Source organism: Nonomuraea mangrovi, assembly GCF_042681425.1.
GTDB classification, from domain to species: Bacteria; Actinomycetota; Actinomycetes; order Streptosporangiales; family Streptosporangiaceae; genus Nonomuraea; species Nonomuraea mangrovi.
In genome coordinates, this window is the sequence record NZ_JBHUFV010000047.1 from 183,187 (window position 1) to 204,099 (window position 20,913).

General features: G+C 70.3%; 16 protein-coding genes. 8 read left to right on the plus strand and 8 right to left on the minus strand.

The features are described 5' to 3' along the window. The first annotated feature begins 425 nt into the window (after positions 1-425). Both ACFSKW_RS30965 and ACFSKW_RS30970 read left to right on the plus strand, forming a co-directional pair. Positions 426-743, plus strand: coding sequence for a hypothetical protein (locus ACFSKW_RS30965; protein ID WP_379576011.1), 318 nt, complete (start codon positions 426-428; stop codon positions 741-743). A gap of 20 nt (positions 744-763) precedes the next feature. Continuing rightward, positions 764-2,626: an ABC transporter ATP-binding protein gene (locus ACFSKW_RS30970; protein WP_379576012.1), complete on the plus strand. Its 1,863-nt coding sequence runs from the start codon at positions 764-766 to the stop codon at positions 2,624-2,626. A gap of 233 nt (positions 2,627-2,859) precedes the next feature. On the opposite strand, the gene ACFSKW_RS30975 is transcribed toward ACFSKW_RS30970, so the two are convergent. Both ACFSKW_RS30975 and ACFSKW_RS30980 read right to left on the minus strand, forming a co-directional pair. Then, positions 2,860-4,293, minus strand: a complete 1,434-nt coding sequence (locus ACFSKW_RS30975; protein ID WP_379576013.1) for a peptidoglycan D,D-transpeptidase FtsI family protein — start codon at positions 4,291-4,293, stop codon at positions 2,860-2,862. A gap of 60 nt (positions 4,294-4,353) precedes the next feature. Continuing rightward, complete coding sequence (locus tag ACFSKW_RS30980; protein ID WP_379576014.1) at positions 4,354-4,713, minus strand: MerR family transcriptional regulator; 360 nt, start codon at positions 4,711-4,713, stop codon at positions 4,354-4,356. An 80-nt stretch (positions 4,714-4,793) separates the two neighbouring features. Here ACFSKW_RS30980 and ACFSKW_RS30985 point away from each other — a divergent pair, with 80 nt between their 5' ends. Continuing rightward, on the plus strand, positions 4,794-5,717 hold the full coding sequence (locus ACFSKW_RS30985) for an aldo/keto reductase (protein WP_379576015.1): 924 nt from the start codon (positions 4,794-4,796) through the stop codon (positions 5,715-5,717). Here the strand turns inward: ACFSKW_RS30985 and ACFSKW_RS30990 are convergent. Beyond that, positions 5,689-6,348, minus strand: a complete 660-nt coding sequence (locus ACFSKW_RS30990) for a TetR/AcrR family transcriptional regulator (protein ID WP_379576016.1) — start codon at positions 6,346-6,348, stop codon at positions 5,689-5,691. The genes ACFSKW_RS30985 and ACFSKW_RS30990 overlap by 29 nt on opposite strands. Positions 6,349-6,420: 72 nt before the next feature. Between ACFSKW_RS30990 and ACFSKW_RS30995 the strand changes: the two genes are divergently transcribed. Then, complete coding sequence (locus ACFSKW_RS30995) at positions 6,421-7,695, plus strand: GH1 family beta-glucosidase (protein ID WP_379576017.1); 1,275 nt, start codon at positions 6,421-6,423, stop codon at positions 7,693-7,695. 10 nt (positions 7,696-7,705) lie between these two features. Here ACFSKW_RS30995 and ACFSKW_RS31000 read toward each other — a convergent pair whose 3' ends face one another. Beyond that, positions 7,706-8,605, minus strand: coding sequence for a coiled-coil domain-containing protein (locus tag ACFSKW_RS31000; RefSeq protein ID WP_379576018.1), 900 nt, complete (start codon positions 8,603-8,605; stop codon positions 7,706-7,708). 192 nt (positions 8,606-8,797) lie between these two features. Here ACFSKW_RS31000 and ACFSKW_RS31005 point away from each other — a divergent pair, with 192 nt between their 5' ends. After that, positions 8,798-11,845 (plus strand): M14 family metallopeptidase, encoded by a 3,048-nt coding sequence (locus ACFSKW_RS31005; RefSeq protein WP_379576019.1) that lies wholly within the window; start codon positions 8,798-8,800, stop codon positions 11,843-11,845. A gap of 113 nt (positions 11,846-11,958) precedes the next feature. Further along, complete coding sequence (locus tag ACFSKW_RS31010) at positions 11,959-13,392, plus strand: aldehyde dehydrogenase (RefSeq protein ID WP_379576020.1); 1,434 nt, start codon at positions 11,959-11,961, stop codon at positions 13,390-13,392. 262 nt (positions 13,393-13,654) lie between these two features. On the opposite strand, the gene ACFSKW_RS31015 is transcribed toward ACFSKW_RS31010, so the two are convergent. From ACFSKW_RS31015 to ACFSKW_RS31025, 3 genes are read right to left on the minus strand one after another with little or no spacing between them, the layout of a single operon-like run. Then, positions 13,655-14,416 (minus strand): alpha/beta hydrolase, encoded by a 762-nt coding sequence (locus ACFSKW_RS31015; protein ID WP_379576021.1) that lies wholly within the window; start codon positions 14,414-14,416, stop codon positions 13,655-13,657. 9 nt (positions 14,417-14,425) lie between these two features. Further along, entirely contained in the window at positions 14,426-14,701 is a 276-nt protein-coding gene (locus tag ACFSKW_RS31020) for a hypothetical protein (RefSeq protein ID WP_379576022.1), read from the minus strand. 55 nt (positions 14,702-14,756) lie between these two features. Continuing rightward, on the minus strand, positions 14,757-17,186 hold the full coding sequence (locus tag ACFSKW_RS31025; RefSeq protein WP_379576023.1) for an ATP-binding protein: 2,430 nt from the start codon (positions 17,184-17,186) through the stop codon (positions 14,757-14,759). A 261-nt stretch (positions 17,187-17,447) separates the two neighbouring features. Here ACFSKW_RS31025 and ACFSKW_RS31030 point away from each other — a divergent pair, with 261 nt between their 5' ends. After that, complete coding sequence (locus tag ACFSKW_RS31030; protein WP_379576024.1) at positions 17,448-18,035, plus strand: TetR/AcrR family transcriptional regulator; 588 nt, start codon at positions 17,448-17,450, stop codon at positions 18,033-18,035. On the opposite strand, the gene ACFSKW_RS31035 is transcribed toward ACFSKW_RS31030, so the two are convergent. After that, on the minus strand, positions 18,016-18,879 hold the full coding sequence (locus ACFSKW_RS31035; protein WP_379576025.1) for a hypothetical protein: 864 nt from the start codon (positions 18,877-18,879) through the stop codon (positions 18,016-18,018). The two genes, ACFSKW_RS31030 and ACFSKW_RS31035, sit on opposite strands and share 20 nt — an antisense overlap. Before the next feature lie 117 nt (positions 18,880-18,996). On the opposite strand from ACFSKW_RS31035, the gene typA reads away from it, so the two are divergent. After that, a complete protein-coding gene (typA, locus tag ACFSKW_RS31040) occupies positions 18,997-20,850 on the plus strand; it encodes a translational GTPase TypA (protein ID WP_379576026.1) in 1,854 nt (617 codons plus the stop codon). Positions 20,851-20,913: the final 63 nt, after the last annotated feature.

Consider the following 20,913-nt stretch of genomic DNA (forward strand, 5'->3'; position numbering starts at 1 on the left):
GAAGGGGATGTCGGTGGCGTGGCGCCACAGCGGGCATGTGGGCCGCAGCATCCACCGAGATATGTATAGCGATGTGTATTCAAGGACCGTCCCTGAAGCCTGGGCGGGCTCGAGCCCTGCGCGGCTCGAGCCCGCTGTCGCGCCCGCCGGACCACGACCCCCACCCCTCCGAGGAGGCCAGGCCCACCTGCGAACGCGACGTTTCGGATGGATCGCCCCCGGCCGTGCCCGCCCGCCCGCGATGTGGCACCCGGAGCACCGGGTTCAGGGGGAGCCGCCGGTCGATCACAGACGCAACGCTAGGCGGGGCGGGCTTCGGGCACATGCGCCGAGATGGCCATTCGGCCATGTATCCGCAGTGGGTCAAGGATGTGTAGAGAAGAGGTCGTCACGCAGGCGCGTCCCCGTGAGGAGAACGGCCACGTGTGTACGTGACGAGGGGCCTGCCGGAGCGCGGCGCGTTCGCCTACCGGAGTCCGGCGGCAGCGCTGCGCGACGGCGCCCATCCCGACCAGGCCGCCACGGCGCTGCTCGACGCGTGGGGTGAGGTGCTGCTCCACTCCACGAGCCGGCGGTTCGACGAGGGCGCGGTCGTGCTCGCCCACGCCGCCCGCCCCGACCCGCGGCCCGACCTGCCCGCGCCCGGTGGCTGCGGCATTCGTCGCGATACGCCCGGATATCGCCGACGCCCTCGGCGCGCGCCGGCCCGCAACGGCGGGGCAGCCGTAGGAAATTGTCGGTGACGTCCGTCACACTCCTGGGTATGGCGGACGAGCCCCTCGAACTCGGCGAGATCTCCTTCTCCGACTGGCACGCACACACCGACAAGATGGCGGAGGTCGGCTTCCTGACCATCGCCCGCCGGTTGCCGGCCCTGGTGGGGCAGGCGATGCGGATGGCGTGGCGGGCCAGCCCGCGCGACACCGCGGCCACCGTCGGATTCAACCTGGCGGGCGGCGTCTTCACCGCCTTCGGGCTGCTGGCCACCACCGGCGTCCTCGAAGCGCTGTTCCGCGAGGGCCCCACGCCCGAACGGGTGCGGGCGGCGCTGCCCAGTCTCGCGCTGGTGGCGGCGGCCGCCGCGCTGCGCACGCTGACGCAGGCGGCCGCGGGCTGGGCGCAGTCCAGGCTCGACCCGCAGGTCTCCAGACTCACCGAAGAGCGACTGTACGGCCTGACCAGCAGGGTTCCGCTGGTGGCCTACGACGACCCCGACTTCCACGACGCGATGGAACGTGCCAGGATGCGCGGCGTCGCCATGGCCGACGTGGTGGTCATGACGGCGATCGACGTCATGACCGCCTTCATCGGCATCGCGGCCGTAGCCGGCGTGCTGGGCATCCTGCATCCGTCGCTGCTGCCGCTGCTCATCCTCGCCGTGCTGCCCGACGCGTGGGCCGCCGTGCGCTCGGCCAGGATGCGCTACTCGTACATGTACTCGCTGATCCCCGCCCGCAGACGCAAGTGGATCATCGCCGAGCTGCTGGCCGACCGCTCCCCCGCCGCCGAGGTGCGTTCCTTCACCATGCGCGGCTTCCTGCTGCGGATGTACGACGCCGTGGCCAGGGCCGAGCAGGAGGTCCTGCTGCGGCTGGCCAGGCGGCAGACGGTGGCCAGGATCGTCGGAGAGGCGCTGGGCGGCGTCGGCACCGGCCTGGTCTACCTCGCGCTGGGCCTGCTGCTGGCCTTCGGGGCGCTGCCGCTGGCCGTGGCCGGCACCGCCGTCCTCGCGATCCGGCAGGGGCAGATGTCGCTGAGCAACCTGATGTACGCCACCAACCGCCTCTACGAGGAGGGCCTCTACTTCACCGACTTCCTCGACTTCTGCGCCGACGCCGAGCGCCGGATCGCCGACCCGAGGCCCACGCCCGCGCCGCGGTCGTTCGAGGAGATCAGGGCCGACGACGTGACCTTCAGCTATCCGGGTTCGGACAACCCCGCGCTGCGCGGCGTGTCCGTCAGGGTGGGCAGGGGCGAGGTCATCGCGTTCGTCGGCGAGAACGGCTCGGGCAAGACCACCCTCGCCAAGATCCTCTCCGGCCTCTACGAGCCCGACGGGGGCACGGTGAGCTGGGACGGGCTCGACGTGCGCGAGGTGGCGCCGGAGGAGCTGCGCCTGTCCACCGCGGTCATCGCCCAGGACCACACCAGGTGGCCGCTGACGGCCCGCTACAACATCACCATGGGCACCGACAAGGGAGAGCCCGCGCTGGTCGCCGCGGCCGAGGTCGCGGGGGCCGACGAGGTCGTCGCCGAGCTCCCGTACGGCTACAGCACGCTGCTCGACCGGCGCTTCAAGGACGGGCAGGAGCTGTCCGGCGGGCAGTGGCAGCGGATCGCCGTGGCGCGCGGCTTCCATCGCGACGCGCCGCTGCTGATCTGCGACGAGCCCACGGCCGCGCTCGACGCCAGGGCCGAGCACGCCCTGTTCGAGCGCATCCGCCGGCACTCCGACGGGCGGAGCGTGCTGCTGATCACGCATCGGCTGGCGAGCGTGCGGTACGCCGACCGGATCTACGTGCTCGACCACGGCAAGGTGGTGGAGGAGGGCACCCACGATCACCTGATGGCGGAGGAGGGGCTCTACGCCGACCTCTACAACCTCCAGGCCCAGGCCTACCGCTGACGCGGCCCCACCCTCGCCGGAGGCCACCGGTCCTCATCCCGCGAGAGCCCGGCGGGTCGACGGCCGACGCGAACCGCGTCACCCGAAGGCGCGGCCGGCCCGAGAACGGATGCCCGAGAACGGACGGCCCGAGAACGGACGGCCCGAGAACGGACGGCCCGAGAGCGGACGGCCCGAGAGCGGACGGCCCGAGAGGTCTCGCGGGAACCGGAGCGCGGAGGCGGGGCTCCGGATCAGGTGAGGACCGCCTGCATGATCTGGCGGGCGATGGGGGCGGCCACGTCGCCGCCGGAGCCGGCCTGCTCGACGACCACGCCCACAGCCACCCGCGGGCTGCCGGCGGGGGCGAAGGCCGTCAGCAGCGCGTGATCCTCCGCGCCCTGGACGTTCTCCGCCGTGCCCGTCTTGGCCGCGACCTGCACGTCGGGCAGCGCGGCCGCCGTACCCGTGCCGCCCTGCTCGGTGACCTCCACCATCATGGCGGTGAGCTGGGCGGCCTCGCGCGCGCTCATGACCGAGCGCCACTGGGACGGCTCGGCCCTGTCGATGACCGAACCGTCCGGCAGCCGGACCTCCTCCACCAGGTAGGGCCGCATCAGCGCGCCGCCGTTCGCCACCGCGGCCGACAGCATGGCGATCTGGAGCGGGGTGGCCCTGTCGTTGAACTGCCCGATCGCCGACATCGCGGTCTGCGCCTGGTCGAGGCCGCTCGGGTAGACGCTCATGGAGACCGGCATCGGCACGGTCAGCGTGTCGTCGTTGAACCCGAACGCCTCCGCCTGCTGGCGCAGTGTGTCCTGCCCCATGTCGAGGCCCATGGCGGCGAAGGCGGTGTTGCAGGAGATCTGGAAGGCGAAGGCCAACGCCGGACGCCCGTCGCCGCAGGACTCGCCGCCGGCGTTGCGCAGGTAGGTGGAGGTGCCCGGCAGCAGCAGCCTGATGGGCGCGTCCACGGCGGAGGCCGACGCGTACGTGCCGGAGTTCAGGGCGGCGGCGCTGGTGACGACCTTGAAGGTGGAGCCGGGCGGATAGTTCTGGTTGAGCACCCTGTTGAGCAGCGGCCGGCCGGGGTCGGCGTGGAACAGCGTGTCGATCTCCGTCAGCTTGGCGCCGTCGAAGGTGGTGTAGAGGTTGGGGTCGTAGGACGGGTAGGAGACCATCGCCAGGATCGCCCCCGTCGTGGGGTCGAGCGCCACGGCGGCGCCACGCCGCCCCGTCGCGGCCAGGCCCTGGTAGGCGGCCCGCTGGACGCGCTGCTCGATGGTGGTCCGCACGTCGGCGCCCTCGCTGATGCCGTCGGTCACCAGCGCGCGCACCCGCACTCTCGGGTCGCTGCCGGTGAGGGCGGCGTCCTCGGCACGTTCCAGGCCGGTGGTGGTGTAGAGCGAGGAGTGGCCGGTGACCGCGGCGTAGAGGTTGCCGCCGGGGTAGGTCCGCCGGTAGGCGTAACTGGCGTTCTTCGTCCTGCGGCTGGCGGCGATGATCGTCCCGTCGCGGGTGAGGATCTTGCCGCGCGGGTGCTCGAACCTGGAGATCAGCATGCGCTGGTTGCGCGCGTCGGCGTTGAGCCGCGCCGTCGTGAACCCCTGGATGTAGGTGACGTTCGCGAGGAGCGCGAACAGCATCGCCGCGCACAGTATCGCCGCGCGACGCAGCGGGATGTTCATGCGTCTCGCCCGGGGTCCGGCCATACCCCCCGGTTTAGCAACCGCAACGCCAAGCGCGGGCTAGAGCACGCTGCGGTAGTAGGAAATCTTGTTGTGAATGTAGCGCTGGCGCTCGATCAGGTTGTCGATCTGGCCGCGCACCCTGCTGTCGTGCTCCTCCAGGAGCGCGATCCTGTCGGCGATGGTGTGGTCGCCCGCGCGCACCAGTTCGGCGAAGCGCAGCATCTGGGCGATCGGCATGCCCGTGTCGCGCAGGCATCTGATCGTCCCCAGCCACCCGAGGTCCTCCTCGGAGAACCTGCGCTGTCCCGCGGCGTTGCGGTCTACGGGGGCCAGGAGGCCGATCTTCTCGTAGTAGCGAAGGGTGTCCAGGCTGAAGCCGGTCTCCTCGACGACTTCAGCGGGTGTGTAGACGCTCACGAGGCCGATCCTCCCACCTGGAGCGCACTCCAGGTCAATCGCTTGACATGGAGTGCGCTCCAGCTCGCAGAGTCTCGCCCATGGATTTCGCGATCGGCACCATCGACTTCGGCACCAGGGTCACCCTGCAGGACACCTTCGCTCTTCTCGACAGGTTCACCGAGGCGGGCGGGACGATGATCGACACGGCGAACAACTACCCGTTCTGGAACGCCGGCCGTACCGGCAGCGAGAGCGAGGAGGCGGTCGGGGCCTGGCTGGCCGCGCGCGGCGCCAGGGACAGGATCGTGTTGAGCACCAAGGTCGGGGCGCGCCCGACGGTGCCGGGTGACACGACGCTCGACTCGGCGGAAGGCCTGTCGGCACAGGCCGTCGGGAAGGGCATCGAGGGCAGCCTGCGGCGGCTGGGGACGGACCGCATCGATGTGTACTGGTCGCACATCGAGGATCGGTCCGTCCCGCTCGAGGAGACCCTGGGCGCGTTCAACGAGCTGGCCGAGGCGGGCAAGATCCTCAGGCTGGGCTCGAGCAACATGCCCGCGTGGCGCCTGGAGCGGGCCAGGAACCTGTCCGCGGCCAACGGCTGGCTGCCCTACACCGCGCTGCAGCTGCGGCACACCTACCTGCGGCCGCGACCGCTGGTGAAGCTGCCCGAGGGCGGCCACATCCTCACCACGGACGAGACGCTGGCCTACGTGCGCGAGGAGGAGGACCTGACCCTGTGGGTGTACAACACGTTGATGTCCGGCGCCTACACCCGCGCCGACCGGCCCGTCCCCGAGTGGTACGACCACCCCGGCACGACGCGCCGCCTGGCGAGGCTGCGCGAGGTGGCGGACGAGCTGGGCGCGACGCCGAACCAGGTGGTGCTGGCGTGGCTGACGGCCCAGGGGCTGGTGCCGATCGTGGGGGTGACGACGATGGCCCAGCTGGAGGAGGCGATCGGGGCGGCCGGCCTCAAGCTGGACGAGGCGCTCATGGCTCGGCTGGACGAGCCACGCTGAGGTGCTCGGCGAGGTAGCGGCGGACCAACTGCTTGCACTCGGCGATCAACGCCGGGTCGCCGTCGGAGCTCGTGCGGAAGGCCAGCTTGAGCACCGCGTCGGCCGCCTCGACGGCGACCCGCAGCGCCAGGTCGAGCCGCTCGCCTTCGGGCTTGTCGTACAGCCCGACGACGAGGGCGCGCAGCCGGTCGGCCACGACGGCGCTGTTCTCCGTCGCCGCGTCGAGCATGTGGCTGGTGCCCGGCAGCGCGGGACCGCCGGGCGTGGGCAGCACCTCACCGAAGTCGACCACCGCGAAACCCGGTGTGGTGCGCTTCATCGCCACGAACTCGTCGATCGCCAGGTCGGACAGCTCCGACCAGTGGGCGAGGTCGGCCTGCGCGATCCGGTCGGTGACGCGCGTGAGGAACCTGTCGAGGTTGCGCATGGCCAGCGCCCTGACCAGGCCTTGTTTGTCGGAGAAGAACTGGTAGAAGGTGCCGATCGGGACCTCGGCCCGACGGGCGACCTCCTTGGTGGTCAGCCCGTCATAGCCCACTTCGTCCAGGAGCGAGGCGCACTCGTCGAGCATCCGCTCGACCCGTTCGGCGCTGCGGCGCTGGGAGGGACGGCGGCGCAGGGTACTCGTCATATCCCCATCCTGGCCCATCAGCGCCGCCGACCTCGCGACCTCGGACCCCTTGATCGCCTAATATCACCGGTTATGTTCCTCTGGGGTACGGCCACCGCCGCCTACCAGATCGAGGGCGCCGTCCACGAGGACGGCCGCGGCGCCTCCATCTGGGACACCTTCGCCCACCAGCCCGGCAGGACCCGCGACGGGCACACCGGTGACGTGGCGTGCGACCACTACCATCGCTGGCCCGATGACCTCGAGCTGATGACCGGCCTGGGCGTCAACGCCTACCGGTTCTCGATCGCATGGCCGAGGATCCAGCCCGGCGGCTCCGGCGAGGTCAACCCGAAGGGGCTCGACTTCTACGACAGGCTCGTGGACGGGCTCGGCGAGCGCGGCATCACCCCCGTGCCGACGCTGTTCCACTGGGATCTGCCCCAGGCGCTGGAGGACAGGGGCGGGTGGCTCGACAGGGACACCGCCCACCGTTTCGCGGACTACGCCGCGGTCGTGGCCGACCGGCTCGCCGACCGGGTGAAGATGTGGATCACGCTCAACGAGCCCTTCGTGCACATGGTCTTCGGCTACGCGATGGGCGTGCACGCTCCTGGTCACGCGCTGATGCTGGACGCGCTCCCCGTGGCGCACCACCAACTGCTCGGGCACGGGCTGGCCGTACGGGCGCTGCGGGCCGCGGGCGCGGAGCAGGTGCTGGTCACCAACAACTGCACCCCCGTCTGGGCGGAGGACGCGGCGGCGGGCGACGCCTACGACGCGTTGCACAACCGGCTGTTCAACGACCCGGTCCTGCTGGGGCGCTACCCCGACCTGTCCGCCTACGGCGTCACCCTCGACTGCGTCCGCGACGGCGATCTGGAGGTCATCTCCACGCCGCTCGACGGGCTCGGCATCAACTACTACAACCCCACGCGGATCGGCGCCCCCACGGACGACTCGCTGCCGTGGACCGACCTCGGCGTCACCGGCTACCCCACCACGGCTTTCGGGTGGCCCGTCGTCCCCGACGGCCTGCGCGAGCTGCTGGTCGGCCTGCGCGACCGGTACGGCACGGCGCTGCCGCCGATCTACGTCACGGAGAACGGCTGTTCCTACCCCGAGCTGGACGACCAGGCCCGCATCGCCTTCCTCGACGGCCATCTGGCCGCCGTGCGCGCCGCGCAGGACGAGGGCGTCGACGTGCGGGGATACTTCGTCTGGTCGCTGCTGGACAACTTCGAGTGGGCCGAGGGCTACCACCAGCGCTTCGGCCTGGTCCATGTCGACTTCCCCACCGGCCTGCGCACCCCGCGCGCCTCCTACCACTGGCTGAAGGAGCACCTGTCGCGTACGGCGCGGCCGTAGCGGCCTGGACTCAGAACACCGACACGTGCACGTGGTCCCAGTGGTTGGCGGTGACGCCGCCACGGTCGGACATCATGTCCCAGCCGCCGCCTGTGCGGATGTCGTAGTAGCGCTGCTTCCAGATGATGTACATCACGCCGAGCCGCGACCCGTTGGAGATGAGCCACTGGGCCAGCGCGTCGCCTCGCGCCAGGTTGGCACCCGAGGCCATGGATCCGCCGGGGCTCATCATGAAGTCGCAGGCCCGCCCCTTGCCGTGCTCGCCTGGGTCGCCGACCCTCAGGCAGCCGACGCCGTAGAACATCGGGAAGTTGCGCATCACCTCGTCGCGGACCGAGACCATGCGCGCAGTGAGGCCGTTGGCGCTGCCAGGCTGCTGGATGCCGTACTTGGCCAGCAGTTTCTCGATGTCGCGCCGCTTGCTCTGCATCTTCTTGACGTCGCGCTCGAGGTCGTCGATCTTGCCGTCGGCCTCCTTCTTCGCCTTCTGGGCGTCGGCGACCATCTCCTTGACGCGGTTGAGCTTGGAGGTGCGTTCGGCCGACAGGTAGGCCATGCTCGCCGCCTGCCCCAGCACCTGGTAGGGCTCCGCGGGCGAGCTGAACAGGGCGGTGCCGTCGAGCGGCCCCTGGATGTAGGTGGTCTGTGCGATCTGGCTCACCTCGACCTCGGCCCTGGCGAGCGCCGCCTTGAGGTTGGCCGCCCTGTCGGTGGCCTTCTTGGCGGCGAGCCGGGTGTCCTCGAGGCTCTCGATCGTGCCGCGGTAGAGCTTGTTGAGCTGGGCCGCCTGTTTGGTGAGCTTGCGCAGCTTGGTCTGGCTGTCGGGGTCGGCGGTCGCGGAGTGCGGGAAGGGGGCCGCGACCAGCGCGACGAGGACGACGGCGAGCACGGCAAGACGCCCTGATCTCACGCCTGTCCTCCCCTCCTAGACGGAGCGACTATAGAAGATGATCTTGTTCCCTGCCACCTGAACCAGCGAACTCGTGCGCCTTTGGCGAACTATCTACCACTTTGCCGGAAAGTGGGCCAACAGTTGGGTCTTGCCGAGCACTCCACGCCGGGTGACATTTCGAGCATTCCGTCTTCTGCAAAGGGGCAGAACTTGTCTCGAACTTTCACCCTCGTCACAGCCGTGACCGCCTGCCTGGCCACTTCCCTGGTGGCTGGGCAGGCCGTCGCATCAGAGGACCCCGCCTTACCCTCGGCCGACCGGATCGAGCTCTACCAGTTGGACGGCCCGCCGGGCATCGGGCAGGCCCTCGCCGAGGACGGCTTCGATGTCGTGCAGAAGCAGGCCGTCGCGGGCAAGGAGCACATCGAGTTCACCGCCGACAGCGACGACCTGGTCAAGATCGGCAAACTCGGGCACAAGCCCGAGCCCGTGCGCAACCCGCAGGGCCAGACCCAGCTCGAGGCCGCCAAGGCCCAGGCCGCGGGCGGCTACACGGTCTGGCGCAGCTACTCCGAGCAGGGCGGCATCGCCGAGCAGCTCAAGGCCATCGCCGACGCCAACAAGGACATCGTCAAGCTGCAGTCGATCGGCAAGACGATCAAGGGCCAGGACATCCTGGCCGTCAAGGTGACCAAGCACGCCAGGACCCTGCGCGACGGCGCCAAGCCCGCCGCCCTCTACTCCGCGACCCAGCACGCCCGCGAGTGGATCGCGGCCGAGGTCGACATGCGGCTGCTGAAGTACGTGGTCGCCAACAAGGGCACGCTGTCGGGCCTGCTCAACACGACCGAACTGTGGTTCGTGCCCGTCGCCAACCCCGACGGCTACGACTTCACCTTCACCGAAGGCAACCGTCTGTGGCGCAAGAACCTGCGTGACAACAACGGTGACGGCCAGATCGCCAGCGGCGACGGCGTCGACCCGAACCGCAACTTCCCGACGAACTTCCACTACGACGAGGAGGGCGCCTCCAGCGTCCCCAGCAGCGAGACGTACCGGGGAACGGCCGCCGCCAGCGAGCCCGAGACCAGGGCGATGGACGGGCTGCTGCGCCGGATCAAGTTCAAGCTGCAGCTCAACTACCACTCCTTCGGCCCGCTGCTGCTGTACCCGTTGGGCTGGCAGATGTACACCGCGAGCGCGGACAACCCGGTCTACGAGGCGCTGAGCGGCACCGACGCCAATCCGGCCGTCCCCGGGTTCAATCCGGGCCTGGCCGCGGGAGAGCTGTACATCACCAACGGCGACACCAACGACCGCGCGCACGGCGAGTACGGCACGCTCTCGTGGACGCCTGAGCTGAACGAGGGCTGCGACGGCTGCGGCTTCGTCTTCCCCGACGACGAGGCGCTGGTCCAGGCGGAGTTCGAGAAGAACCTCCCCTTCGCCCTGGACATCGCGAAGTCGGCGGCCAACCCGGTCGAGCCGGTCAGCCACCTGGGCAACAAGACGCCCGACTTCGTCGTCGACGACTTCGAGGTCAGCCACGGCAGGGACCAGGTCGTCCAGGTCAACGCCAAGCGCAAGCTGGGCCCTGTGGTCGTGCAGTACCAGGTCAACGGGGGCCGCACGAAGACCGCGCTCACCAGCGAGTGGAAGGGCGGCGAGAGGTACGGCAAGGGCTACGACGTCTACTACCACCAGCTCCGCGGCAAGATCACCGGCACCGGTCCGGGAGACAGCGTCAAGGTCTGGTTCAGGTCGCTGACCAAGAAGAGCGCTGACTTCACCTACAAGGTGGCCGACGACATCGGCGGCAAGGTCCTGATCCTTGCGGCCGAGGACGTCACGGGCATCAGTCCCGCCCAGGGCGTCACCGAGTCGAAGTACGTCGACGACTACGCCAAGGCGATCTCCGAGGCCGGCTACACCTCCGACGTCTACGACATCGACAAGAGCGGCCGCAAGGCGCCGCACCCGCTGGGCGTGCTCAGCCACTACAAGGCCGTCGTGTGGGAGACCGGCGACGACATCAACCCGCGCTCGCCCGAGCAGGTGCCCGGCACCCTGGCCAGGTACAGCGTCGAGACCGAGATCGCGGTGCGCGACTACCTCAACGAGGGCGGCAAGCTCCTGTCAGCGGGCAAGTACGCCCACTACGCGCGCAACGCCAACCAGGGCTTCTTCTTCCAGCCCGACGCCTCGCTCGGCGAGTGCGTGGTCGCCGCGACGCCCCCGTGCTTCGAGGCCAACAACGACTTCCAGCAGTACTGGCTGGGCGCCTACATCTGGTTCGACAACGGCGGCACCAGCCAGCAGACGCATGAGCCGTTCGGGCTGAAGGGCACCGTGGGCGCCTTCAGCGGCTTCACCGGCACGCTGAACGGCGGCGACTCGGCCGACAACCAGGACCACAACAACTCGTGGGTCGCCACCTCCGCGATCCTGCCCGTCGAGACGTTCCCGCAGTTCGAGAGCAGGGCGGGTATCACGTGGGACAGGCCCGGCGGCCCCTTCGACCCGCACACCGGGGCGTGGGACGTGCAGAGCGGCATCGCCGACGCGTCGTGGAAGCGCCTGACCAAGACGATCGACCTGACGGGCGAGAGCAGCGGGGACCTGACGTTCTGGGCCTCCCTCGACACCGAGGCGGACTGGGACTTCTTCACCGTCGAGGCGCACACCGTCGGCCAGGACGACTGGACGACGCTGCCCGACGCGAACGGGCACACCACCCAGTCCACGGGGTCGAGCTGCAACACGCCCAACGGACAGCACTGGAGGGAGATCCACCCGTTCACGACCCGCTACCAGGGGCCGAACTGCGAGCCGACGGGCAGCAGCGGCGCATGGCACGCGGCCACCGGCAACTCGGCGGGCTGGCAGCAGTGGAAGGTCGACCTCACTCCCTACGCGGGCAAGAAGGTCGAGATCTCGCTCTCGTCGATCACCGACTGGAGCACCCACCAGGCCGGCGTCTTCCTCGACGACGCGAAGGTCACGCTCGACGGCGCGGTGGCGGAGGAGACGTCCTTCGAGGCCGACCTCGGCGGATGGACCGCCGGCGGGCCGCCACCCGGCTCCGGTCCGCTGCTCAACAACTGGGGCCGCACCGACAAGATCTTCGATGAGGGCGGCGGCATCATCACCAAGGACACCGTTCTGCTCGGATACGGCGTCGAAGGTGTCACCACGCAGGCACAGCGCACCGACCTGGTGAAGCGGTCGCTGACCCACCTGCTCGGCGATCCTCGCTAGAGCGGGCCGAGGGGTACGGCTCCGGCGAGCCGTACCCCTCTTGCGTGCCCGCACAGAACATGATTCGGTCTCCCAAGAGAGCAAGCACTCGGTCAAACGAGAAGGGTCACGACATGCGCCAGCACGACACGCTGTTCATCGGGGGCGAATGGGTGGCCCCGGCGGGCACCGGCGTCATCGAGGTCATCAACCCGCACACCGAGCAGGTCGTCGGCACGGTCCCTGACGGGACGCCCGCCGACATGGACCGCGCGGTCGCCGCCGCCCGCGAAGCCTTCGACCACGGGCCGTGGCCCCGGCTCAGCTTCGGCGAGCGGGCCGAGGCCATCGGCAGGCTCGCCGACATCTACGCCGCGCGACAGGGCGAGATGGCGGCCCTCATCACCGAGGAGATGGGCTCGCCGATCACCTTCTCCCAGCTCGCCCAGGCCCCCCAACCGCTCGGCATGCTCCAGTACTACGCCGAATACGGCAGGACGTTCCAGCAGGAGGAGGAGCGCCCCGGCCTGTTCGGTCCCTCGACCGTGCGCAGGGAGCCCGTCGGCGTGGTCGCCGCCGTCGTCCCGTGGAACGTCCCCCAGTTCGTCTCCATGACGAAGATCGCCCCCGCGCTGCTGGCCGGATGCACGATCGTGCTCAAGCCCGCGCCCGAGACGCCGCTCGACGCCTACCTGCTGGCCGAGATGGTGCAGGAGGCGGGCATCCCTGGCGGCGTGCTCAACATCGTCCCCGCGGGCCGCGAGGCGGGCGAGCACCTGGTCTCCCACCCGGGCGTGGACAAGGTCGCCTTCACCGGGTCCACCGCCGCGGGCCGCCGCATCGCCTCGATCTGCGGCGAGCAGCTCAAGCGCTGCAGTCTGGAACTGGGCGGCAAGTCGGCGGCGATCGTGCTCGACGACGCCGATCTCGGCGCCAGCATGGGCATGCTCGCCATCGCCTCGCTCATGAACAACGGCCAGGCCTGCGTGGCGCAGACCCGCATCCTCGCCTCCCACCGCCGCTACGACGAGGTCGTCGAGGCCGTGGCGGGCATGGTCACCTCGCAGGCGGTCGGCGATCCCGCCGACCCCGCCACCGGCATCGGCCCGCTGGTCGCCAAGCGCCAGCAGGAACGAGTCGAGGGCTACATCAAGATCGGCATGGACGAGGGCGCGAAGGTCGTCGTCGGCGGCCTCGACCGGCCCCACGACAGGGGCTGGTACGTCGCGCCCACCGTCTTCTCCGGCGTCCACAACGACATGCGGATCGCCCGCGAGGAGATCTTCGGCCCGGTCCTGGCCGTGATCCCCTACGAGGACGAGGCCGACGCCGTCCGCATCGCCAACGACAGCGACTACGGCCTGGCGGGCACGGTGTGGACGGCCGACACCGACCACGGCATGGACATCGCGCGCCAGGTCCGCACCGGCACCTACGGCGTCAACTGCTTCATGCTGGAGGCCAACGTACCCTTCGGCGGCTACAAGGCCAGCGGCGTCGGCCGCGAGCTCGGCCCCGAGGGTCTGTCCGCCTACCTGGAGTACAAGACCATCTCGCGGCTCGGCTGAGCCGCGAGGACCCGGCTGAGCGGCTGGGCCGAGCGGCCGGGCCGGGCCACTGGCCGGCGAAGGACCGCCCCGGTACGGCATGCCGTACCGGGGCAGGGTGCGAGCGGCACCCAGCGCGCCCCCGCGACGCTGGGCGTTCACCCGGCTACAGAAGTATGTCCCGCGTCTACCGCCTTGACGGCTGATGGCACCGTTGGCGATCCCCCTGCGGGTTCCTTCCTTACGTCATAGGTAGACGCCTTTAATACCGAAAAGGTTCGATCTATCTCTGCGCGGTGTTCGTGGTGATCCACTTCGCGATCCGGCGGACGAGTTCGGGCGTGGCGGCCGACTCGGCGTGCCCGAATCCGCGCTCGATCCACAGCTCCTTGGGCTCGCGGGCGACGTCGAAGATCTGGTGGGCGTGCTCCAGCGGGAAGAAGGTGTCGGCGTCGCCGTGCACGACGAGCAGCGGCGTCGGGGAGATCAGCGCGGCGGCCTCGTGGGGCGGCAGCGGGATCGGGTCCCACTGGCCGACGGCGATCCTGGTGCGCTTGACCACCCGCGCCGCCAACCTGCCGAACGGCCGCTCGATCGCCCAGTGCACCTGGCGCATCGGCCTGGTGCCCCGGTAGTACCAGCGGGCGGGGCCGCTGACGGCCGCCACCGCGTCCACGCCGCGGTGCAGGCCCGCGTGCCGGAGGGCCACGGCCGCCCCCATGGAGAAGCCGACGACCGCCACCGACGAGTAGCCGACGACCCTCGCGTGCCGCACCGCGGCCTCGATGTCGTGCACCTCCAGGTCGCCCACAGTGCTCTCACCGGCGGAGCGGCCGTGGCCGCGGAAGTCGAAGGCCACCACTCCGCCGAACCCGCTCAGCACATGGACGATCCTGCGGGCGGTGGGCTCCCTCCACGAACCCGTGAAGCCGTGCGCCACCACGATGCCCAGGTCACTTCGCCCGCGCGAAGGGGTGTGAGCGGCGTCGATCCGCACGCCGTCGGCGGTTCTGAGCATGACGGGGAAGCTGGTGGCGAAAGGCATGGATCGAGCCTAAGGTCCCTGGAGTTCGGCGCTTCCGATGACCTGCCTGATACGGGAGTCCTCGGCGGCCTTGATGGCGTCGTCCGAGTCGGAGATCATGATGCGCGCGGCGCTCCCCCTGATGAGGTCGCCCGTCTCTAAACCGGCGGGCAGCACCGTGACGATGGCTCCCACGGCGATCGCGCCGTCCACTGCCGCGCTGAGGTCCGCTCCCCGGGGCAGGCAGACGACCACCCGGTCGCCGGGGCGCAGCCCACGGCTCCGGAGCAGGTCTTCTGTGCTCATGCGATCAGGCTAGGGAGCGTGCTTCGCCCGCACATGGGGCGGAATATGCAGACCGTTATGCAGAACCCAGGTCGTGCTCGACGGCCCAGAGAGCGATCTGCGAGCGCGAGGTGAAGCCGAGCTTCTCCATGATGTTGGCGATGTGCCTGGCGACGGTGGCGGGGCTGATGACCAGCTCGTCGGCGATGGCCCTGTTCGACAGGCCGCGGGTGAGCAGCCCGGCGATCTCCTGCTCGCGGGCGGTGAGCACGGGGTGCGGGACCTCGGCCACAGCGGGGACCGGCAGCCGCCCGTTCCCGCCGCCCTCTCCTGCCAGCACCAGGCGCGCGACCTCGACAGGGTCGAGCTCCCTGCCCCTCGACCACTGCAACGCCGTACGGCCCTCGCCGAGCTTGTCGCGGGCGCGGGCGAGCAGCTCCTCGATCCGGCCCGAGACGGTCGGCTCGCCCATCTCCTCGGCCAGCGCGGTCGCCGCGCCCGAGGAGAGCACGGCCCCCGCGAGGTCGCCCTCGACGTCGGCCAGCCTCGACAGCACCCGCAGCACCCGCGCCATCCCGAGGCGCTGGCCTGTCTTTTGCGCCAGCTCCAGGCACTCGGCCAGCAGTCCCTCGGCCGTGGCGTGGTCGCCGCGGCCGATCGCGACCTTGGCCACCATCACCAGGCAGCGTTCCATCTCGACCCTGTTGTCGAGCTCGTCGAAGATCGCGGCGGCCTCGCGGTAGTGGGTCACCGCCGCCTCGGTGTCGCCTCGCCACTCGGCCACGGCCGCCAGCTGGCTGGTCGCCATCGCGACGTGCCACGGGTGGCCGTTCTCCTTGGCGACGGCCAGCGCCTCGCCCGCGTGCCGCTGCGCCAGCCGCAGCTGTCCCCTGACACCCGCCAGGACGGCCAGGCACGAGTGCGCGATGACCCTGTTGAAGGTGTCGTCCCACTCCCGCGTGGTCGCCACGACCTCCTCGAAGTGCCGCTCGGCCCGGTCGAACTGGCCGGTGCGCAGCAGCAGCACGCCCGCCACGTTCAGCGTGACGCCCTTGCCGAGGCTGTGGGGAACCTTCTCCTGCTCCTTGAGCGCCTCGGTGACCACCCGCTCGCAGCCTGCCAGGTCGTCCCTCGCCTCCAGCCCGTAGGCCAGCGCGCCCTTGCTCAGCGCGACCACCTCGGGCGGCACGCCCGTCAGGTCGAGCCGTAGCAGCCGCTCGAACCACTCGACGCCCTCGGCGATCTCTCCGTGGACGGCCAGCAGCGCCGAGGCCACGTACGCGAGCCGCAGCCCCAGCAGCGCGTTGTCCGACTCGACCGCCCAGTCGACCGCCGCTCTGCAGTCGTCGATGAGGGCTCTGCCCCTGACGAAGTACGGCAGACGCTCGGGCCACGGCGCCCGGGGCGTGGCGAGGCCCGACTCGAAGCAGCGCTCCTGCACCTCGCAGATCACCTGCAGGTGCCGGTCGCGGAACCAGGTGCGCTCGTCCTCGTCCCGCAGGCGCTCCGCCGCGAACTGCTTGATCGTCTCCAGCAGGCGGTAGCGCCCTCCGTCGGCCAGCAGCAACGACTTGTCGACCAGCCCGCCGAGCAGGTCGAGAATCTCGTGCGAGGGCAGGTCCCCGTCGTCGGCGCACACCTGCTCGACCAGGTCGAGATCGAAGTGCCCGGCGAACACCGAGAGCCGCCGCAGCAGCACCCGCTCCTTGGGGGTGAGCAGGTCGTGGCTCCACTCCACGGTGGCCAGCAGCGTCCGCTGCCTGGCGGGCGCCGTACGGTCACCGCTGGTCAGAAGCCTGAAGCGGTCACCGATCCGATCGGCGATCTGCGCGGGGCTGAGCATCCTGGTGCGGGCGGCGGCCAGCTCGAGCGCGAGCGGCAGCCCGTCCAGCGCCACGCACAGCCTGGCCACGTCGTCGAAGTCGCCGCCGCTCAGCCTGGTGCCCACGGCCAGCGCCCGGTCGGTGAACAGCAGGACGGCCTCGGCGTCGGGATGGCGTGCGTCCGGCAGGTCGAGCGGGGGCACCCGCCACACCAGCTCGCCAGGAATGCGCAGAGCCTCCCTGGTCGTGAGGAGGATCCGCAGGTCGGGGCAGCCGGCCAGCAACTCGGACACGAGCTCGGCGCAGCGCTCGACGACCTGCTCGCAGTTGTCGAGGAGCAGCAGGGCCCTGGCGCCGCGCAGCCGGACGAGCAGCCCGTCGAGCGAGGGCCTCGAGCGCTCCTCACGCACCCCGAGCGTGTTGGCGATCTCGTGCGCCACCAGGTCGGCGCCGGTGATCCTGGCCAGTTCGACCAGCCACACCCCGTCGGGGAAGTCGGGCACGACCTTCGCCGCCACGCGCAGCGCGAGGCGCGTCTTTCCGATGCCGCCCACGCCGCAGAGCGTGACCAGGCGCTGATCTCGGAGCAGGCCGCACAGCTCATCGAGGTCGCGCGCGCGGCCGACGAAACGATTCGGTTCAACCGGGAGGTTATGCGATGTCATGCCTTCAACCGGGTTCATGGGGAAGCGTTACCGCGAGTGTGCAGGCGATCACTCGCCTGCACAAGCGGTCCGGGGTCGAGCAGCGGCGCGGTCCCATCTTCGCGCACATGGAGCGGTATCTCCTGGGATTCGATCCGTTCCCGCGAGACGAACTCGCTATGGCGGCGCAGGCGCAGATCACGGCGCTCACCGGCCGGGGCCCGCCGCCGCGCCCTTGCGGCCGCGCCTCGGCGATCACACCGCGGAGACGCGGTGGTACAAGACTCCTATTGTTGTCTCATGACGCTGGTGGAGCTCCTGCGCGCCGACGACGGCTCCGACTCGGCGAACGAGCGCATCCTCGACGCCGCCTACGAACGATTTCTGGCCTTCGGGGTGCGCAGGACCACCGTGGACGACGTCGCCAGGCAGGCAGGCCTGGCGCGTGTCACCGTCTACCGGCGCTTCGCCCGCAAGAACGACCTCGTCCACGGCGTCATGCTGAGAGAGCTGCGCCGGTTCCTGCGTGACTTCGAACGCGCGGTCGCGCCGCTGCCGACGGCCGCCGAGCAGGTGGTCGAGGGGTTCGCCCTGACTCTGCGCGTGGTGCGCGGCCACTCGCTGCTGGCCCGGCTGCTGGTCACCGAGCCTGAGACGATCCTGCCGCACCTGACGACGGGGGCGGCGCCGTACCTGGCGGTGGCCAGGGAGTTCGTCGCCGCCCACCTCGACTCGCCGGACGCGGAGGCGATCGCGGAGATGTTCGTCAGGGTCTCGCTGTCGTTCCTGCTGACGCCGTCCTCGGCGATCCCGCTGGAGACCGACGACCAGGCGCGCGCCTTCGCGCGCCGCCACCTGGTGCCCTTCCTCAGCTCAGGCGGGCGGTGATCCGCGCGATGAGCAGGGGCAGCCACCCGGCCAGCCCCCACACCAGCAGGTACGGCGCCGCGTCCCACCCGGGGGCGGCGAGCGTCACCGCCAGCCAGATCACGCCAAGCGCGGCGTTGAGCGACACGACCCAGCTCACCCGCAGCGCCCGCCGCACCGGTCCTGCCCCCATGACCTGCCACGCTCCCGCCGTCACCGCGACGAAGGCGATGACCGCGCCGGACCGCAGCGCCACCGCCTGGTCCTCGATCGGCAGCAGCCCGTAGGCCAGAGTCCCGACCAGCGCCACCGTCCACAGGAATCTGGCGGAACCGCCCACGTGGTGACGCAGCCCGGCGTCGTCCAGCCCGGCGTAGAAGGCCCTGGAGGCGTCCCTGCGCGCCCGTACGGCGGCGGGGATGTTCGACAGCCCCTCCCGCCGCCGGATCGTGAGCGTCCACAGGCCGCCGCGCACCGCCAGGAGGCCGGCCACGTAGACGACGACGAACCAGTCCCCCGGCCCGATGGCGGCCAGCCGCTCACCCTGCCACACCAGCGGCGCCACCAGCCCGCCGAGCAGGAGCGCCGCCACGATCTCCACCGCCCACCCGTCCCACCACGGACGCCGGGCATCCGAGGGAACAGGAACGCTGTTCCTCAGCGTTGTGTAGTCGCCACCCAGTTCCTCGGCCCGCCGTACCGCCTCCCCGTTCGGGCGGCCCTGGCGGTCGAGGATCAGCGCCCTCAGCAGCCACGGCTCGGGGTCGAGGGGCGAGTCGGAGATCAGCCGGTCGACGTAGGCGTGTGCCCAAGGAAAACGCCGCTCGTCGAGCAGGCGTCGGACATGCCGCAAGTGGGAGGACACGGGGTGAAGTCTGCCCTGTCATGCCCACTGCACCAAGGGTGGTAACGGGATCAACTAAACTGGTGGCGCCGCATCGTCCCGCGGCCAGCCTCCACGAACACAGAGTGAGACCTCATCATGCCTTTGAACAGCCGCGACGACCTGCGGAACATCGCGATCATCGCGCACGTCGACCACGGCAAGACCACTCTCGTGGATGCCATGCTCTGGCAGTCCGGAGCCTTCCGCGCCAACCAGGACGTCGATGACCGTGTCATGGACTCCAACGACCTCGAGCGCGAGAAGGGCATCACCATTCTCGCCAAGAACACCGCGGTCAAGCACGGCGACATGACCCTCAACATCATCGACACGCCGGGCCACGCCGACTTCGGTGGCGAGGTCGAGCGCGGCCTGTCGATGGTCGACGGCGTGGTGCTGCTCGTGGACGCCTCCGAGGGGCCGCTGCCGCAGACGAGGTTCGTGCTGCGCAAGGCGTTCGCCGCGAAGATGCCCGTCATCCTGTGCATCAACAAGGTCGACCGCCCCGACGCCCGCATCAAGGAGGTCGTCGACGAGGTCTACGAGCTGTTCATGGACCTCGACGCGACCGAGGAGCAGATCGACTTCCCGATCGTCTACGCCTCGGCGAAGGCCGGCCGGGCCTCGCTGGAGCGTCCCGACGACGGCGGCATGCCCGACTCCGAGGACCTCGAGCCGCTGTTCGACGTGATCAAGCGCACGATCCCCGCGCCGACCTACGACCCGAGCGCGCCGCTGCAGGCTCACGTCACCAACCTCGACGCCTCCTCCTACCTGGGCAGGATCGCGCTGTGCCGCATCCACCAGGGCACCATGAAGAAGGGCCAGCAGGTCGCCTGGTGCAGGACCGACGGCACGATCCAGCGCGTCAAGATCACCGAGCTGCTCATGACCGAAGCGCTGGAGCGCAAGCCGGCCGAGGAGGCGGGCCCCGGCGACATCATCGCGATCGCCGGCATCCCGGAGATCATGATCGGTGAGACCCTCGCCGACCCCGACGACCCGCGCCCGCTCCCGCTGATCACGGTGGACGAGCCCGCCATCTCGATGACGATCGGCACCAACACCAGCCCGCTCGTGGGCAAGGTGAAGGGCTCGAAGGTCACCGCCCGCATGGTGAAGGACCGCCTCGACAAGGAGCTCGTCGGCAACGTGTCGCTGCGCGTGCTCCCCACCGACCGCCCCGACGCGTGGGAGGTCCAGGGCCGTGGCGAGCTGGCGCTGGCCATCCTGGTCGAGCAGATGCGCCGCGAGGGCTACGAGCTCACCGTGGGCAAGCCGCAGGTCGTCACGAAGACCATCGACGGCAAGATCCACGAGCCGGTCGAGCGCCTGACCGTCGACTGCCCCGAGGAGTACCTCGGCGCGGTCACGCAGCTGCTGGCCGTCCGCAAGGGCCGGATGGAGCACATGACCAACCACGGCACCGGCTGGATCCGGATGGAGTTCGTGGTCCCGGCGCGCGGCCTGATCGGTTTCCGCACCGAGTTCCTCACCGAGACGCGCGGTACCGGCCTGGTCCACCACGTCTTCGAGGCCTACGAGCCGTGGTTCGGCGAGCTGCGCACGCGCAACAACGGCTCGCTGGTCGCCGACCGTTCGGGCCCCGTGACCGCGTTCGCGATGACGAACCTGCAGGAGCGCGGCATCCTGTTCGTCTCGCCCGGCACCGAGGTGTACGAGGGCATGATCGTCGGCGAGAACTCCCGCTCCGACGACATGGACGTCAACATCACCAAGGAGAAGAAGCTCACCAACATGCGCTCCTCCACGGCCGACGTGACCGAGACGCTCATCCCGCCGCGGGTGCTGTCGCTGGAGCAGGCGCTGGAGTTCATCCGCGAGGACGAGTGCGTGGAGATCACTCCGGAGACCGTGCGGATCCGCAAGGTCGTCCTCGACGCCGCCACCCGCGGGCGCGCCGCCGCCCGCGCCAAGCGCGCCAACTGACGCCCTGCCCCGACAGGGCCGTTCCCACCGGGAGCGACCCTGTCGAGGGTCCGCCGAAGACCC